The organism is Kitasatospora sp. NPDC058492, from assembly GCF_042720685.1.
Classification (GTDB): Bacteria; Actinomycetota; Actinomycetes; order Streptomycetales; family Streptomycetaceae; genus Kitasatospora.
The window spans coordinates 33,374-49,157 of record NZ_JBHXMU010000066.1; the positions used below are offsets into that span (position 1 = coordinate 33,374).

Consider the following 15,784-nt stretch of genomic DNA (forward strand, 5'->3'; position numbering starts at 1 on the left):
GCACCCGGCCCCTGCCCCCCGTTCCCCCCTCGGCGGCCCCCCACCGCCGGGTCCTGCGGCCCGCGCCGCCCGGTCAGTCCGTCGCGACGGCCCCGGTCAGTCCGTCGCGATGGCCGCGAGGACGTTCATCCGCCCGGCCCGGAAGGCCGGGACAAGGGCGGCGACCAGTCCGATCACCACCGAGGCGACCAGCGTCACCGCGAGCGTGGTCGTCGGGACGGAGAGCGTGGCCAGGCCCTGGTCGCGCAGCACCCGCTGGGCGGTGACGCCCCAGGCCAGCCCGAGCCCGGTGCCCAGGACCGCGCCGAACACCGAGATCACCACGGCCTCCAGCCGGATCATCCGGCGCAGCTGGCGGCGGGAGAGCCCGATCGCCCGCAGCAGGCCGATCTCCCTGGTCCGCTCGACCACCGACAGCGCCAGGGTGTTGACCACCCCGAGCACGGCGACCGTGATGGAGAGGCCGACCAGGCCGTAGATCAGGTAGAGCAGGGTGTTGACCTGGGACTGCACGACCTCCTTGTAGCCGGCCTGGTCCTTGATGGTCAGCTGCGGGTACTCCTTGAGCGCGCCCTCCAGGGCGGTCAGCGTCTTCGCGACGTCGGCTCCGGAGGAGGCCTTGGCGAAGAACGTCCAGACCGGCGGCTGCTCGTCGGCGGGCACGGCCCTGGCCATGGTGTCGAAGTCGACGAAGGAGCCGTCGCCGAACAGCGAGCCCTTCGCGAACACGGCGCCCACCGGCAGCACCTGGGTGCGGCCCTTGCCGTAGGCGACGCTCACCTGGTCGCCGACCTTCAGGCCGTGGTCCTTCGCGAAGGCCTCGCCGATCCCCAGCTCGCCCCGCCCGATCGCGTCCACCGAACCGGCGGTGACCGGGAGGTGGAAGTCGGTGCCGAAGAAGGCGGGCGGCGCGGCGGTGAGGTTGGTCTTCGCGCTCCGGCCGTCCGGCAGCTGGAGCTTGGGGTTGAAGAACTTCTGGGTGGTGACGTGGTCGATGCCCGGGGTCCGGCGGACGGCGTCCAGCATCTCGGGGGTGATGGAGGTGCGGCCGCCCTGGACGATGTAGTCCGCGCCCACCGACCGGTCGATCTGCGCGTTGGCCGAGGTGACCGTCGAGGCGCTGAACACCGAGGAGCCGATCACCAGCGCCAGTCCGATCATCAGCGCGGCGGCGGTGGCCCCGGTGCGACGCGGGTTGCGCATCGCGTTTCGCTGGGCGAGCCGGCCGGACGAGCCGAACAGCGCCGGCAGCAGCGCGCCCAGCACCCGCACCACGGCGGTGGCCAGCAGCGGGCCGAGCACCACGAAGCCGATCAGGGTGAGCAGCACGCCGAGACCCAGGTACTGGCCGCCGGTGGCCGCCTTCTGCGCCTGCGCGGCCAGCACCAGCAGACCGCCGCCGCCCGCCGTCAGGACGAGGCCGACGACCGTGCGGACCAGGTTGGCACGGCCCTCGGCCGGCGTGCCGTGGTCGCGCAGGGCGGCCATCGGCGCGATCCGGCTCGCCCGGCGGGCCGGGACCCAGGCCGCCACCAGGGTCACCACGATGCCCAGGGCGTACCCGGCGAGGAACACCGTCGGACCGATCTTCAGGTCGCCCGCGTCGAGCTTCATGCCGATCGCGTTCATCAGCTTGATCAGGCCGACCGCGATGCCCAGACCGGCCGCGACCCCGAGGGTCGAGCCGAGCACGCCGAGGATCAGCGCCTCGACCAGGACCGAGCGGTTCACCTGCCGGCGGCTGCCGCCGATGGCGCGCAGCAGGCCGATCTCCCGGGTGCGCTGGGCGACCAGCATCGAGAAGGTGTTGATGATCAGGAAGCAGCCGACGAACGCCGAGATGAGCGAGAAGCCGAGCATCGCGTTCTTCATGAAGCCGAGGCCGCTGCCGATGCTCTTGGTGTTCTCGTCCTTCTGCTCGGCCGCGGTCTTGACCTGGTAGCCGGCGCCCAGCTCGGCCAGGGCGTCGGCCTTCAGCCGGTCGTTGCCGCGGCTGCCGTCGCCGAACGCCTCGACCGAGGTGTACGCCTGCTCGCCGAGCAGCACCTGCTGGGCGGTCGGGGTGTCCAGGAAGGCCAGCGCCGCACCGGGGTTGGTGGTGGTGAAGGAGGCGATGCCGGAGATCGTGAACTCGTGCCGGCCGTCGGCGTTGTCGACCCGGAGCTTGGCGCCGACGCCGAGTCCGGACTTCTTCGCGGTGTCCGCGTCCAGCACCAACTCGCCCGCGTTCCGCGGGGCGTGGCCCTGGGTGAGACGCACCGCGCTGCGCGGGGTCTCGGTCCAGTTGCCGACCAGGGTCGGCGCACCGGAGGTCGGGCCGACCAGCTTGTTGGTGGCCGGGTCGACCAGGGTCGCGTTCTCGACCATGACCTGGCCGACCGCCGACTTCACCCCCGGCACCGCGGCGACCTGCTGCGCGGCCGCCACCGGGACGGTCCGCGGCTTGTCGGAGGCCTGCTGGTCGTCGTCCTCGGCCGGCTTGGGCGGCTGGACGGAGACGTCGGAGGCGGTCGCGGCGAACAGCTTGTCGAAGGTGCTGGTCGCGGTGTCGGAGAAGACCAGGGTGCCGGAGACGAACGCGACCGACAGCATCACGGCGATCAGGGAGAGCACCATGCGGCCCTTGTGGGCGAAGAAGCTCCGCAGAGCGGTCTTGAGCAGCATCTGTCCCGTCCCGCCCGCTCAGCTGGTCCGCTTGCCGTCGAAACGGCGCATGCGTTCGAGGACGGAGTCGGCGGTGGGCGCGTGCATCTCGTCGACGATCACGCCGTCGGCGAGGAAGAGCACGCGGTCCGCGTAGCCCGCGGCGACCGGGTCGTGGGTCACCATCACGATGGTCTGGCCCAGTTCGTCGACCGAGCGGCGCAGGAAGGTGAGCACCTCGGCGCCGGCCCGGGAGTCCAGGTTGCCGGTGGGCTCGTCGCCGAAGATGATCTCGGGCCGGGCGGCCAGCGCCCGGGCCACCGCGACGCGCTGCTGCTGACCGCCGGAGAGCTGCGCCGGGCGGTGCTTGAGCCGGCCGGCCAGGCCGACGGTCTCCACCACCTGGTCCAGCCAGGCCTGGTCCGGCCGGCGGCCGGCGATGTCCATCGGCAGCGTGATGTTCTCCAGCGCGGACAGCGTCGGGAGCAGGTTGAACGCCTGGAAGATGAAGCCGATCTTGTCCCGGCGCAGCCTGGTCAGCTGCTTGTCCTTGAGGCCGGTGATCTCGGTGTCGCCGATCCAGATCCGCCCGCCGCTGACCGTGTCCAGGCCGGCCAGGCAGTGCATCAGGGTCGACTTCCCGGAGCCCGACGGGCCCATGATCGCGGTGAAGCGGCCGCGCTGGATGTCGACGTCCACCGCGTCGAGCGCGGTGACCCTGGTCTCGCCCGCGCCGTACGCCTTGCTGACCCGGCGGGCCGCGGCGGCGACGGCGGGCGCGCCGTCGGGAAGCTGGGGGTCGTACACGGCTGTGGCTGCCGTCGTCACTGGAGTCTCCTAAGAAGTGGGCCCGACCGTCGACCCCGGCCGGCCCCTCCGTGCGCGGGCATGCCGCAGGACGCGGGCATGGCGCAGGAAGGGTCGTCGACCGGGAGTTGACCCCACCCACCGGGCCCGGCGGGCGCCGGCTCCCGGGAGAACCTCGCCCCTCGTCGGCACGAGCGGGGACGTCCACAACGTTATGAGCAACGGCGGGCACGCTCGTCATCCGCCGGAATGAAGCCGCCCGACCAAGGATCTACGGGGCGCGGCGCCCCTCCCCCTAAGGGGTGCCGCGGCCCGTCTCGGGGACGCCCCGTACGGGGTCCGGGCCCCGGTTCCTCAGCCGGTCAGCGCCGGTGCGGCCAGCCGCTCCAGGGCCTGCGCGAAACCCTCCACGACCGGGGCCAGCAGGGTGTCGGTCTCGCGCTCGACCAGGGTCGTCCCGTCCTCCCTGGTGGTGATGTGGCGGTCGAGCACGAACCAGCCCTGGGTGATGTGGCCGGCGCCCATCGAGCTGAGCACCGGGCGCAGCGCGTAGTCCACCGCCAGCACGTGCGCGGGCGAGCCGCCGGTGGCCAGCGGCAGGACGGCCTTGCCGGCCAGCGCGTACTGCGGGAGCACGTCCAGCAGGGCCTTCAACAGGCCCGAGTAGGCGGCCTTGTAGACGGGGGTGCCGATCACGACGCCGTCCGCCCGGGCGAACAGCTCGGTCACGGCGACGATCTCCGGGTGGTCGAAGTCGCCCGACAGCAGCGCGTGCGCAGGCAGGCTGCGCGCCTCGAACGGGACGACGTGGTGGCCGCGGGCCTCCAGCCCGGCGTCGACGTGGCGCAGCAGGCGGGTGGTGCGGGAGGTCGCGGACGGGGAGCCGGAAACGGACAGGACGGTGGCCATGGGGTTCACCTTTGGCTGGAGGCGGGGGCGGCGCGACGCGGCGCAGGAGGACCGCTGCGGGTCGGAGCCCGGGAAGGTGTTTCGACGTGCTCGACGCGTTCGACTTACTTCGACGTGCTCGACGCGTTCGACGCGTTCGACGCGTTCGGGGTGAGGTGCTCGGCGCGGGTGGGGGTGACGCCGAGGTGGTCCGGTGGGCGCGCTTCAGCCGCGACAGAGCGAACAGGCCACACCACGCCGCAGATCGACGTGCCGCCGACGCGTGAGTGCCCAACGCTGATCCATACCCGAAATGCAAACACGCTGCGTTCGAACCGGTCAAGAATCGTTTCGCCAGTTGAACGGCGGGTGACGTGACGTGTGGTGACCGGGCTCACGTCGACCCGGCGCCCGCGCCGTCCCGCCCCGTCCCGCCCCACCGTCGTACGGCCGCGCGGAAGTTGCGGCGGAACGATCCGACCCGTGCATCAAAACTGCTACAAGCGACCTGGTGAGTACCCCGGGGGGAGTCAGCACGAGCGGGGTCGGGCATCCTCGACGACATGAACACGTGGCAGGAGGGCCGCCCGGGAGGCGGCGGGAACCCGTACCGAGACGGGAACCCGTATGGGGGCGGCGGCAACGGCGGCGCGTACGGGCGCGGCGGGGGCGGCGGGGCGGCCGAGCCGCCGCTGCCGTCGTCGATGAACCCGCGCGGGCCGGGTGCGCCCGCGCCACGACAGCCGGAGCCGTCGCGGCTCGGCGGCGTCCCGCCGCAGGGTCCGGGCGGGCAGCCCGGCGGCCGTCCCGGGGGGCCTGGTGGGCCTGGGGGCCCCGGTGGTCCTGGTGGTCCTAACGGTCCCGGGGGTCCCGGACGGCCGGGTGGGCCCGGGGGGCCGGGCGGCGCCCAGCCGGGCGGTATACAGACCAAGCGGTGGCCGCGGCGCCGGATCGTCAAGTGGTCGGTCTTCGGCCTCCTGATCGCCGTCATGGTCACCGCCGTCTCGACCTGGTTCTGGGCCGACTCCAAGCTCAACCACGAGAACGTGCTCGCCGACTACCCCGGCCGCCCGCCGGCCGGCAAGGGCACCAACTGGCTGATCGTCGGCTCCGACAGCCGCCAGGGCCTCACCGACTCGGAACAGGACGACCTGCACACCGGTCACGACACCGAGGGCAAGCGCAGCGACTCGATGATGGTCCTGCACGTCGGGGACAACGGAAACACCCTGATGAGCATCCCGCGCGACTCCTGGGTGCCGATCCCCGAGTACAAGAGCAGCAGCGGCAAGACCCTCAAGGGCACCACCTCGAAGATCAACTCGGCCTTCGGCAACGGCGGCGGCCGCCTCCTCGTCCAGACCGTCGAGCTGAACACCGGCATCCGCATCGACCACTACGCCGAGATCGGCTTCGCCGGCTTCGTCGGCATCGTCGACTCCATCGGCGGCGTCGAGATGCACATCGACCAGGACCTCAAGGACAAGGACTCCGGCCTCGACCTCAAGGCCGGCGACCAGACCCTCAACGGCAAGCAGGCCCTCGCCTTCGTCCGCCAGCGCCACCAGATGGCCGACCAGGACCTCGGCCGGATGCGCAACCAGCAGAAGTTCCTCGGCGCCCTCGCCCACCAGGCCGCCTCCCCCGGCACCGTGCTGAACCCGTTCACCTTCTACCCGCTGGTCGACTCCGCCCTCGGCACCCTCATCGTCGACGACGACGCCGGCCTCACCGACCTCGGCTCGCTCTTCCTCGCCATGAAGGACGTCAACGGCGGCGGCGGCAAGACCCTGACCGTCCCGATCGGCAACCCGGACTACCGGACCAAGACCGGGGAGTCGGCGGTGCTGTGGGACGCCGCCAAGTCCAAGCAGGTCTTCGACGCCTTCAAGAACGACACCGCGGTACCGGACATCAAGTAACCCCCTGTGACGTGAAGTAGCCGCGCCGCCACAATGGGTGGATGTCACTCGTCACCGCGCTCGTCTACCGCCGCCGCCACCGCCTCCTGGGCCGCCTGGTCCAGGAGGCGCTCGCGCTCTACGGCATGGAAGTGCCCGCCGCCTGCGAGATCGGGCCCGGGCTCGTCGTGTTCCACCGCGGCTTCGGCACGGTGCTCCACCCGTACACCACCCTCGGCGCCGGCGTGACGCTCTACAACGGGGTCACCATCGGCCGGGCCGACCCGTGGGTGCCGCAGGAACGGAGCGCCATGCGGCGGGTGGTGGTCCAGGACGGCGCGGTGCTGTGCGCGGGCGCCAAAGTGGTGTGCAAGGAGGGCGTGCTCACCGTCGGCGCCGGCACCGTCATCGGCGCCAACGCCGTGCTCACCCGCTCCACCGGGCCCGGCGAGATCTGGGCCGGCGCCCCCGCCCGCAAGGTCGGCCTGCGGGACGGGGCCCGGACGGCAGCGGCCTGAGACGCGCCCCGACCGGCCCGTACCGCAGTCGCCTAACCCGCCTGCGGGAGCAGGCCGGTGCCGCACTCGGGGAAGCGGACCAGCCACTCCCCCTCGCCGCCGGCGGCCTCGGTGGCGCCCGCGTAGCCGTAGTGGATCAGCCGCCCCTCGCCGCCCGCCAGCCAGCGGGCGCCGGTCAGGTGCACGGTCAGGGCCGCCGGGCGGTGCGGATCGGGCCGCTCCAGCACCAGTTCGTGCTCGGCCTCGCCCGGCCGGAAGGCCACCGCGGTCTCCGTGGTCGGCCGGCGCGGGCTGCCACCCTCCCGGTACGTCCAGTACGCGGCCACCGTCACCGTGAGCGCGCCGTCCACGCCGCCGGTGCCCGGCCGCACGTACTCCTCGTCCGGCACCCAGCGCGAGTGGTGGCGGATCTCCTCCGGCCCCCAGCGCTCGTCCCAGCGCACCCAGTAGCCCGCCACCCGCTTGACCGTCATGACCTCGCAGGCGACCCGCACCGCGATCCGCGCCGGATTGACCGGCTCGCACGAGGCGAGCGAGACCACCGTCACCTGCTCGTACGTCACCGCGCCGTCGTCGGCGTCCTGTTCCATCGGTGAACCACCTTGCCGGAGTGTCGAGTTCGCCGCGGCTCCGACCGCGCACGGAGAGCCTAGAGCGACCGCGCCGGCGCACGCAGTGATTGCCCGGTTCCGGCCCGCCCGCCCACCCACCCGGCTACCCTGCCCCCGCACTCCGGAAGCCAGTCGAGGCCGAAGTGGTCCAGCTAGGGCACCAGCGCCTCGGGGCCGGTGAACCGCCGCTCGGTGCGGGCGCCGTCCGGCGCCTCGGCAGACCTAGCCGAGGTAGGGAATCGCCCTGTTCGCCAGGAAGTGCTGAAGCCGGAGGCGCTGAGTGTGGTGCATCGGCAGCCCTTCGATGTCGCCCGGCGCCACGAACTGGACGTCCGTGGACTCATCCGAGATCCGCAGTTCCCCGCCCGTGATGCGCGCGGTGAAGCAGACGTTGAACTGCTGCCGGACTTCGCCGTCCGAGTAGGCGATCACGTGCCGGGGGTCGGTGTACGTGCCAACCAGCCCGGTGATCTCGACGTCAAAGCCGGTCTCCTCGCGGACCTCCCGAACGGCCGTGCCCGGGAGCGACTCACCAAGGTCCATCGTTCCACCCGGTAACGCGTACAGCCCGTTGTCGGTGCGTCGTTGGAGGAGGATGCGCCCTTCGTCGTCCGTCACCACGGCGGACGCTGCCACTACCAGCCGATTCGGTTTGGGCGCGTCGGGATCGTCGTAGAACTCGGTCCGTGCCACGTGATCAGCTCTCCTCAACCGGTCGGGCGGTGCTCCACACTGCGTCGAAGCTCGCAGCATAGGTGTCGAACAGCGTCCCCGACCCGGTCCGGCGCAGGTGCCACACCGGGGCTCCGAAGGCGTTGACTCCCCACACATGCGCGTTCACCAGCACCTGGTCGTCCGCCCGGTAGAGGCTGTTGTACAGCGTGGTTCCGTGGGTGCGGATCTCGATCCCCGGCGTGCCGAGCAGCGGGCGGTAGTGCAGGAGGGCAAGCCGGCATCGGGACTCGATACCGTGACCGAACTTCTCCTCCTCTCCGCGCCGACTGACGTTCCCGCTGTCGGCGTCGCCGAGTGCGATCCGAACCGCGCAACCATCGGCAGCGCGTTCCCGAAGCAGATCGTTCAGCCGGGGGTACGCCTCGTGGAGGAAGACAGCAGCGTAGACAAGCACGTCAATGCGTTCGGCGGCCTGCCCGAGCAGGCTCACGAAGACGGATACCGGCAGGTCGGCGCGCTGTTCGTAGAGCGCCACCAGTTCAGGGCTCATCGCCCTTGCGGCACGTGGCTGCCGCAGACTCGGCCACAGTGCGAACATGTCTTCCCCCAGCGCTTCGGCCGCCAGACGGGCCGTCGCCAACCTGGGCGTCCGGTTCTGATTGGCCCATCGCTCAACCGACTTGATGTCCACGCCGACCTTGCCCGCCAGAGCGGCGCACGTCCAACCAGCCGACGTCATAACGGCTTTCAGCCTCTCGTTCGGCATCTCGCCTGCCTCCCCGCAAAGCCGGACTCCTACAGGGACGTTGTACCGCGTGGGGGACGTTCTGAAGTGTCCCTTCCACGAGGTTCCACCGTCCTGGGGTGTTGTCAGATCTTGGTGACAGTTCGGAATCCGGGGAAGCAACAGCCGGAACGGGCCCGCAACGCGCATGACAGGAAGAGGGAACCCCATTCTTCCTGACCGACAACACGATCGGGGAAGCACATGCCCACGTTCGGCGACAACGGGAAGCACAGCGGCGGCCAGGGAGACGGAAAGGGCGGCGGCCAGCAGGACGACAGCAGCAGCGGCAACAAGCACGGTGGCGGCGGCAGCGACGAGGGCGGAAACACGTCCGACGGCCGAGGCCCGGCGTAGGGTCGCCAACCAGTGATCGAGAAGCACGAAGCGAAGGCCGGTCGGACCCGGCTGGCCTCCGCGCTCATCGCGAACGGGTCCCTCACTTCGGACTGGTTGGCGCCCTACAACGACGTTCCCCGCCATTGGTTCGTGCCGGACGTCGTTTGGCCGGGCCGGGCAGACGGCGTGCGCCAGGGTGAGGCCGTGCACCGGTTCGCCGACCCTGCGAAGTGGTGGAACGCCGTCTACTCGGACGTTCCGCTGACGACGCAGTGGGACGACGGCGACCACACCGGAGCCGACCGGGGTGTCATGCCGACGTCATCCAACTCCATGCCCACCATGGTGTTCTCCATGCTCGCCGCCCTGGAGGTGGAGGACGGAAACCGAGTGTTGGAGGTCGGCACCGGAACTGGGTGGAATGCAGCACTCCTGTCTCACCGGCTCGGTTCGGACAACGTCGTCACGGTGGAGGTGGACAAGACCAGCGCCGGCGACGCGCGGTGTCGTCTCTCGCGAGCCGAGTACTACCCGACGTCCGTCGTCGGCGACGGGGTCGAGGGATATGCCACGGGCGCTCCGTACGACCGGGTCATCGCCACCTGCTCCGTCGGCCGGGTACCGCACGCCTGGGTGAACCAGGTCCGACCTGGCGGGGTGATCGTCGCCCCGTGGGGACCGGAGTACGGCGGGGAAGCCGTGGTACGGCTCAAGGTCAGCGCCGACGGCACGGCGCACGGCCGGTTCGTCGGGTCGTCCGCCTTCATGCGGCTGCGTCGGCAGCGCGCCTCCCGGCCGAACAGCCTGGAGTACCTGTCCGGGCCATGGCCGGCGGACGGGACCGAGTCGACTACAGGTGTCTCCCCGGACGACGTTGGCAGTTGGCTGGCCATGTTCGCCGTTGGGGTGCAGGTGCCCGGGGTGTTCCCGCTGGTTGAGCGGTACGCCGATGGCACGTACACGTTGTGGCTGCACGACACGGCCATCACGTCGTGGGCCACCGTCGACTGGGAGCCTGGCCGGCACGACTACGAGGTGGTGCAGTCGGGCCCCCGGAGCCTCTGGGACGAGGTGGAGGAAGCCTGGCACTGGTGGTGCCGCCACGATCGACCCGGCTTCGACCGCTTCGGCCTCACCGTCACACCCGGTAGTCACACTGTGTGGCTCGACAGCCCAGAGAATCCGATACCGCTCCGAGGCTGACCGCCGTCCCGCCCGCCTCAAGCCCGGAACCGTACCGAAAACTGCCACCGCCCCGGGGTGGGAAGTCGACTGATCAGACTTCCGCGGCCGGGGCGGTGTGCGGTTTCGAACTGGTGAACCGGTGACTACTCGACGATGCCGGACTTGGCGATGGTGACCTTCGCCGAGGTGCGGCCGCTCTGCGAGCCGAGCTTCTCGACCGCCGTCACGACGTCCATGCCCTCGACGACCTCGCCGAAGACGACGTGCTTGCCGTCCAGCCAGTCGGTGACGATGGTGGTGATGAAGAACTGCGAGCCGTTGGTGTTGCGGCCGGCGTTGGCCATCGACAGCAGGCCCGGGCGGGTGTGCTTGGCCTGGAAGTTCTCGTCGGCGAACTTCTCGCCGTAGATGCTCTTGCCACCGGTGCCGTTGTGGTTGGTGAAGTCACCGCCCTGCAGCATGAACTGCGGGATCACGCGGTGGAAGCCGGAGCCCTCGTAGCCGAAGCCGTTCTGGCCGGTCGCGAGCTCGCGGAAGTTGCGGGCGGTCTTGGGGACGACGTCGTCGTACAGCTTGAAGACGATGCGGCCCGACGGAACGCCGTCGATCTCGATGTCGAAGAAAACGTTGGAAGCCATGCAGGGATCATGGCACGACCCGTCGGCCGACGCGCGTCACCCCCGGCACGGCGCCGGGTGGCGGTCCCGTGTTATCCGGCCGGTGCGAGGGCCGCGGAAGCTAACATCGGCGTCAGGTTCAAGCGGTCACGGCGACGGGGTGGGCGGCATGCGGATCGGTGAACTGGCCCGGCGGACGGGCGTGAGCGAGCGCTCGCTGCGCTACTACGAGCAGCAGGGCCTGCTGGCCGCCCGGCGGACCGACGGCGGGCACCGGGAGTACCCGGAGCCGGCGGTGGACCGGGTCGTGCTGATCCAGGAACTGTTCGCGGCCGGGCTGCACAGCCGCACGATCTACAAGATCCTCCCCTGTATGCGCGACTCCGACGGCGGCCCGAACGAGGTCGCCACCCCGCTGCTGGTCGAGGAGCTGGCCTCCGAACGGGACCGGATCGACCGGATGGTCACCGACCTGCTCCGCTCCCGCGACGTGCTGGACGAGGTGATCGCGACCGCCTCCGGCCGGCCGCGGGTCGAGGCGGCGGAGGCCGAGGCTGCGGAGGCCGACGCGGTGTAGACCCGGGCCCGGGGCTCAGGCCTTCAGCTTGCGCCAGACCGCCTCCAGGGCCGCGATGTCGCCCTCGTCGAGCCGGTCGGTGAAGACCGGCGCGAGGACGGCCCGCCGGGTGGCGTCGGCCTCGGCGAAGGCGGCGCGGCCCTGCCCGGTCAGTTCGATCCGCACCGACCGGGCGTCGGAGGTGGAGGGCGTGCGGGCCACCAGGCCGCGTGCGGCCAGGGCGTCGACCACCCGGGAGACCTGGCTGCGGCTGAGCATCGTCTTCGCGCCCAGGTCGGAGGCGGCGACCGGCTCCTGCTGCCCGTTGAGCCAGAGCATCACCTCGAACCAGGACAGCGACAGCCCGTGCACCCGGGTGAGCTCGCGGTCCACCTGGGCGGCGAGGGTGGTGCCGGCCCAGACCAGGCCGTAGAAGGCGTGGTCCCGCTCGGACAGCGGGCCCAGGGAGAGGTCGGCACGGTTCATGACGTTCATCGTACCGAGGTGCGTGCGCGTGCACGGATTCCGCGCACGCGCACGACCAGAGCGGCCGGGCAGGACCTAGAACGCCTGGTGGTCCGGCTCGCAGACCGTGCCGGGCGGCGGGAGCTCACCGCTGACCAGGTACCGCTGCTCGCGGTCCCAGGCGCAGGCGCTCGGGTTGCCCAGCGCCGTGTGGCCGTAGCCGTGGACGGTCAGCAGGCGGCCGCGGGCGAGGGTGTCGGCCAGCGCGCGGGAGCCTTCGTAGGGCCAGGCCGGGTCGCCGGTGAGGGCCACGACCAGGATCGGCGCGGAGGTCGGCCGGTTCCACGGGCCGGTGTAGCGGTCCCGGGCGGCCTCGGCCGGCCAGGCGGCGCAGCGCTGGTTCTGCCAGACCAGGTACGGGCCGGTGGCGCCCGCACGGACCCGGGCGAGGGCGGACAGCGCCGGGTAGGTGGTGTCGGCGGCCGGGTCGGCACCGGAGGCGGGCGGGTTGACGGTGTCGGCGCAGAGCGCCCCGAGGGTCTGCGCCTGCTCGGGCTGGCCACCGGTCGGCAGCGGCGCCGAGGCGTCCGGGGCGGCAGTCCACAGCTGCTGCAGCAGTCCGCCCAGCGCCGGCCAGCCGGTGCCGGGGGCGTTCGGCACCGGGGTGGCGGCGTAGAGCATCGGCAGGACGGTGGAGGCGGTGGAGGCCTGGTCGAAGGTGACCGCCGCCGGCGGGGTGCCGAGCGTCACCGGTGTCCGGCCGAGCCGGTCGAGCAGTTCGGCGAACTTGGCGCGGGTGGCGTCCCGGCCCGCCGCTGCGAAGGCGCAGGCGGCGGGTCCGGCGTCGGCGCACTGGTCGAGGAAGGCGTCGAGGGTGCGGGCGCCGGCGAGGTCGCTGCCGGTGCGCAGGAACGGCGGCAGGGCGCGCTGCTGCGGCGAGCGCCCGGTGGACCAGGCGACCGGGTCGGGGGCGCTGTCCAGCACCATCGCGCGCACCCGGGTCGGGAAGAGGTTGGCGTAGGTGGCGCCCAGGTAGCTGCCGTACGAGGTGCCGAGGTAGCTCAGCCGGCGGTCGCCGACGGCGGCGCGCAGCAGGTCCAGGTCACGGGCCGTGTCGGCGGTGGAGAGGTGGGCGAGCAGGCCGGTCCGCTCGTTGTCGGCGCACTGGCGGCCGAAGCGCGCGTACGTCGTCGCCCAGGCCGACTCCTGGGTGGCGCCGACCGGGTAGCCGGCCGGCAGCCCGGCGAGCAGGCCCTGCTCGGCCGCCGCGTCCGGGAAGCACTGCGGCAGGGTGGAGTCGCCGACGCCGCGCGGGTCGAAGCCGACCAGGTCGAACCGCTCCCGCACCTGCGCCGGGAGCATCCCGTACACGGCGGGCAGCGCCTGGGTGCCGGGCACGCCCGGGCCGCCGGGGTTGAAGAACAGCGAGCCGATCCGGTGCGCCGGGTCGGTCGCGGGGTGCCGGATGACGGCCAGCTCGACGGTGCGCCCGGCCGGGTCGCGGTAGTCCATCGGCACCGTGGCGCGGGCGCAGTCGAAGTCCGGCACGCAGGACCGCCAGTCCAGCCGGGGCACCGGCGCCGCCGGGGCCGCCGGGGCCGCCGCCGAGGCGGCCGGGGCGAGACCGGCCAGCAGCAGCCCGGCGGCCGCGGCGGCGCCGGTTCTGAGGGCGGAGGTGAGGCTGGGTCGGGGCATGGGGCAGGGCCTCCCGTTTCGGCGGACTGACGTGCAGTCACCAAGGTTCGGGGCACCCGCTGTCGGACCTCTCACACCCCACCGGCGCCACTGTCATGCCGCTGTCACCACCGCCCCAGGTGACTCAGGCGACTCAGGCGGGCTTGCGAGCCAGCAGGTAGGCCTGCGGGGTCGGCTGCACGCCCTCCTCCGGCTCGCGGAGCGTGCGGGAGGTGAGCCGCAGGCCGGCCGCACGGATCAACTCCGCGATCCGGTCCGGCTGCTGGCGGCGGAAGTCCAGCGTCACCGGGTGCCCGAAGGGCTGGTCGATCCGCAGCGGCTCGTCGCCGACCTGGAAGGCGAGCAGCAGGTGGCCGCCCGGGGCGAGCACCCGCGCGAACTCGGCGAACACCTCCGGCAGGCGCTCCGCCGGGGTGTGGATGATCGAGTACCAGGCGACCGCGCCGGTCAACTCGCCGTCGCGCAGCGGGAGGTCGAGCAGCGAACCCTCGGTGAAGTCCAGCCCGGGGTACGTCGCGCGGGCCAGCTCGACCATCCGCGGCGACAGGTCGATGCCGCGGACGTCGAGACCGAGGCCGTGCAGGTGGTGCGTCACCCGGCCGGGGCCGCAGCCCAGTTCGGCCACCGGGCCGTCCGCGCGCCCGGTACGGACCAGCTCGGCGCGGACCAGCTCGGCGAAGGCCGCGAGCACCGCCCGGGACAGCGGTTCGCCGGCCAGTTCGTCGCGGAAGCGGTCGGCGTAGTCGACGGCGATGGCGTCGTAGAACGCCCTGGTCGTGGCGAGGAAGTCCGGCTCGGTCATGGTCCGGCACCCTACTCGTCACCGCCGGGCCGCAGCATCGCCGCGGCGGTCAGCGCACGGCCGGCTCCAGCTCCAGCTCCGCCACCGTCTGGTCGCCGCTCGTCTCGCCGGTCGGGCGGAAGCCCAGGCCGGTGTAGAAGGCCGCGGGGCCCTCCGGGCCGGGGACGTACGTGACGGTGGCGCGGGTGCCGCCCCGGCGGCGGATCTCGGCGCAGACCTGCTCGACGGCGAAGCGGCCGTAGCCGCCGCGCTGCTGCTCGGCGTCGACGAGAAGGCGCCAGAGGCCGGAGCGGGGGCGGTCGTCCGGCTGCTCGGGGTTGAACCTGATGTCGAAGAACGCCATCACGAAGCCGACCGGCCGTTCCCCGTCCATGATCAGCCGGGGCCAGGCGGTGTCCCCGTGGGCGTACGCCTCGGCCAGCGACGTCGCCACCGGCGCGACCAGGGCCTCCTGGTCGGGGCGCACCTTCAGGGCGAGGGCGGCGTCGATGGTGTCGGGGGTGATCCGGGCCAGGCTCAGTGCGGAGGACATGGCGGGCAGCCTACGAAGCGGGGCCGCCCGCCGTCGCCCGCTTTTCGAGGCCGAGGCGCGGTCCGGGCCGAGGCGCGGTCGGGGCCGAGGCGCCGTCCGGCTACGGCAGGTTGCGGGCCATGACGATGCGCTGGACCTGGTTGGTCCCCTCGTAGATCTGGGTGATCTTCGCGTCCCGCATCATCCGCTCCACCGGGTAGTCCCGCGTGTACCCGTACCCGCCCAGCAACTGCACCGCATCCGTCGTGATCTCCATCGCCGCGTCCGACGCGTAGCACTTCGCCGCCGCCCCGAAGAACGTCAGATCCCCGTCCCCACGCTGCGACTTCGCCGCCGCCGCATACGTCAGCTGCCGCGCCGCCTCCAGCTTCATCGCCATGTCCGCCAGCATGAACTGCACACCCTGGAACTCCGCGATCGCCTTCCCGAACTGCCGCCGCTCCTTCACGTACCCCTTCGCGTAGTCCAGCGCCCCCTGCGCGATCCCCACCGCCTGCGCCGCGATCGTCACCCGCGTGTGGTCCAGCGTCCGCATCGCCGTCGCGAAACCCGTCCCCTCCGCACCGATCATCCGGTCCGCAGGAATCCGCACATTGTCGAAGTACACCTCACGCGTCGGCGAACCCTTGATCCCCAACTTCCTCTCCGGCGCACCGAACGACACCCCCTCGTCGCCCTTCTCCACCACGAACGCCGAGATCCCCTTCGACCGCAGCTCCGGATCCGTCACCGCCATCACCGTGTAGAACTCGGAGACACCCGCGTT

General features: G+C 72.1%; 17 protein-coding genes. 5 read left to right on the forward strand and 12 right to left on the reverse strand.

The features are described 5' to 3' along the window. Nucleotides 1-96: 96 nt before the first annotated feature. The 3 genes from ACFWPI_RS32340 to ssuE form a co-directional block, all read right to left on the reverse strand. Nucleotides 97-2,664: an ABC transporter permease gene (locus tag ACFWPI_RS32340; RefSeq protein ID WP_380377343.1), complete on the reverse strand. Its 2,568-nt coding sequence runs from the start codon at nucleotides 2,662-2,664 to the stop codon at nucleotides 97-99. Between the two features lie 18 nt (nucleotides 2,665-2,682). Beyond that, nucleotides 2,683-3,471 (reverse strand): ABC transporter ATP-binding protein, encoded by a 789-nt coding sequence (locus tag ACFWPI_RS32345; RefSeq protein WP_380377341.1) that lies wholly within the window; start codon nucleotides 3,469-3,471, stop codon nucleotides 2,683-2,685. A 333-nt stretch (nucleotides 3,472-3,804) separates the two neighbouring features. Continuing rightward, nucleotides 3,805-4,359: an NADPH-dependent FMN reductase gene (gene ssuE / locus ACFWPI_RS32350; RefSeq protein WP_063349116.1), complete on the reverse strand. Its 555-nt coding sequence runs from the start codon at nucleotides 4,357-4,359 to the stop codon at nucleotides 3,805-3,807. Between the two features lie 968 nt (nucleotides 4,360-5,327). Between ssuE and ACFWPI_RS32355 the strand changes: the two genes are divergently transcribed. Both ACFWPI_RS32355 and ACFWPI_RS32360 read left to right on the forward strand, forming a co-directional pair. Further along, the gene (locus ACFWPI_RS32355) at nucleotides 5,328-6,260 is read left to right on the forward strand and encodes an LCP family protein (protein WP_244293658.1); all 933 of its coding nucleotides are present in this window, start codon (nucleotides 5,328-5,330) and stop codon (nucleotides 6,258-6,260) included. 41 nt (nucleotides 6,261-6,301) lie between these two features. Further along, the gene (locus tag ACFWPI_RS32360; RefSeq protein WP_380377339.1) at nucleotides 6,302-6,757 is read left to right on the forward strand and encodes a hypothetical protein; all 456 of its coding nucleotides are present in this window, start codon (nucleotides 6,302-6,304) and stop codon (nucleotides 6,755-6,757) included. 32 nt (nucleotides 6,758-6,789) lie between these two features. On the opposite strand, the gene ACFWPI_RS32365 is transcribed toward ACFWPI_RS32360, so the two are convergent. The 3 genes from ACFWPI_RS32365 to ACFWPI_RS32375 all read right to left on the reverse strand — a co-directional run bounded on the left by ACFWPI_RS32365 (nucleotide 6,790) and on the right by ACFWPI_RS32375 (nucleotide 8,809). Further along, nucleotides 6,790-7,347, reverse strand: coding sequence for a hypothetical protein (locus ACFWPI_RS32365; protein ID WP_380377338.1), 558 nt, complete (start codon nucleotides 7,345-7,347; stop codon nucleotides 6,790-6,792). Between the two features lie 243 nt (nucleotides 7,348-7,590). Continuing rightward, nucleotides 7,591-8,061: an NUDIX domain-containing protein gene (locus tag ACFWPI_RS32370; RefSeq protein WP_380377336.1), complete on the reverse strand. Its 471-nt coding sequence runs from the start codon at nucleotides 8,059-8,061 to the stop codon at nucleotides 7,591-7,593. A 4-nt stretch (nucleotides 8,062-8,065) separates the two neighbouring features. Beyond that, complete coding sequence (locus tag ACFWPI_RS32375) at nucleotides 8,066-8,809, reverse strand: XRE family transcriptional regulator (protein WP_380377334.1); 744 nt, start codon at nucleotides 8,807-8,809, stop codon at nucleotides 8,066-8,068. Nucleotides 8,810-9,031: 222 nt separating this feature from the next. On the opposite strand from ACFWPI_RS32375, the gene ACFWPI_RS32380 reads away from it, so the two are divergent. Then, nucleotides 9,032-9,184, forward strand: a complete 153-nt coding sequence (locus ACFWPI_RS32380) for a hypothetical protein (RefSeq protein WP_167745869.1) — start codon at nucleotides 9,032-9,034, stop codon at nucleotides 9,182-9,184. A gap of 12 nt (nucleotides 9,185-9,196) precedes the next feature. Next, a complete protein-coding gene (locus ACFWPI_RS32385) occupies nucleotides 9,197-10,369 on the forward strand; it encodes a protein-L-isoaspartate(D-aspartate) O-methyltransferase (protein ID WP_380377332.1) in 1,173 nt (390 codons plus the stop codon). 125 nt (nucleotides 10,370-10,494) lie between these two features. Here ACFWPI_RS32385 and ACFWPI_RS32390 read toward each other — a convergent pair whose 3' ends face one another. Then, nucleotides 10,495-10,989 (reverse strand): peptidylprolyl isomerase, encoded by a 495-nt coding sequence (locus ACFWPI_RS32390; protein WP_063349110.1) that lies wholly within the window; start codon nucleotides 10,987-10,989, stop codon nucleotides 10,495-10,497. Between the two features lie 148 nt (nucleotides 10,990-11,137). Here ACFWPI_RS32390 and ACFWPI_RS32395 point away from each other — a divergent pair, with 148 nt between their 5' ends. Next, nucleotides 11,138-11,545, forward strand: coding sequence for a MerR family transcriptional regulator (locus ACFWPI_RS32395; RefSeq protein WP_380377330.1), 408 nt, complete (start codon nucleotides 11,138-11,140; stop codon nucleotides 11,543-11,545). Nucleotides 11,546-11,560: 15 nt separating this feature from the next. Here ACFWPI_RS32395 and ACFWPI_RS32400 read toward each other — a convergent pair whose 3' ends face one another. The 5 genes from ACFWPI_RS32400 to ACFWPI_RS32420 all read right to left on the reverse strand — a co-directional run. After that, nucleotides 11,561-12,010, reverse strand: a complete 450-nt coding sequence (locus ACFWPI_RS32400; RefSeq protein ID WP_380377328.1) for a MarR family winged helix-turn-helix transcriptional regulator — start codon at nucleotides 12,008-12,010, stop codon at nucleotides 11,561-11,563. A gap of 75 nt (nucleotides 12,011-12,085) precedes the next feature. Further along, complete coding sequence (locus ACFWPI_RS32405) at nucleotides 12,086-13,684, reverse strand: alpha/beta hydrolase (protein ID WP_380377326.1); 1,599 nt, start codon at nucleotides 13,682-13,684, stop codon at nucleotides 12,086-12,088. 133 nt (nucleotides 13,685-13,817) lie between these two features. Continuing rightward, a complete protein-coding gene (locus ACFWPI_RS32410; RefSeq protein ID WP_380377325.1) occupies nucleotides 13,818-14,486 on the reverse strand; it encodes a class I SAM-dependent DNA methyltransferase in 669 nt (222 codons plus the stop codon). Between the two features lie 49 nt (nucleotides 14,487-14,535). Next, on the reverse strand, nucleotides 14,536-15,018 hold the full coding sequence (locus ACFWPI_RS32415; protein ID WP_380377323.1) for a GNAT family N-acetyltransferase: 483 nt from the start codon (nucleotides 15,016-15,018) through the stop codon (nucleotides 14,536-14,538). Between the two features lie 100 nt (nucleotides 15,019-15,118). Then, nucleotides 15,119-15,784: acyl-CoA dehydrogenase family protein (locus ACFWPI_RS32420; protein WP_380377321.1), on the reverse strand; the 666-nt coding region annotated here is incomplete at its 5' end.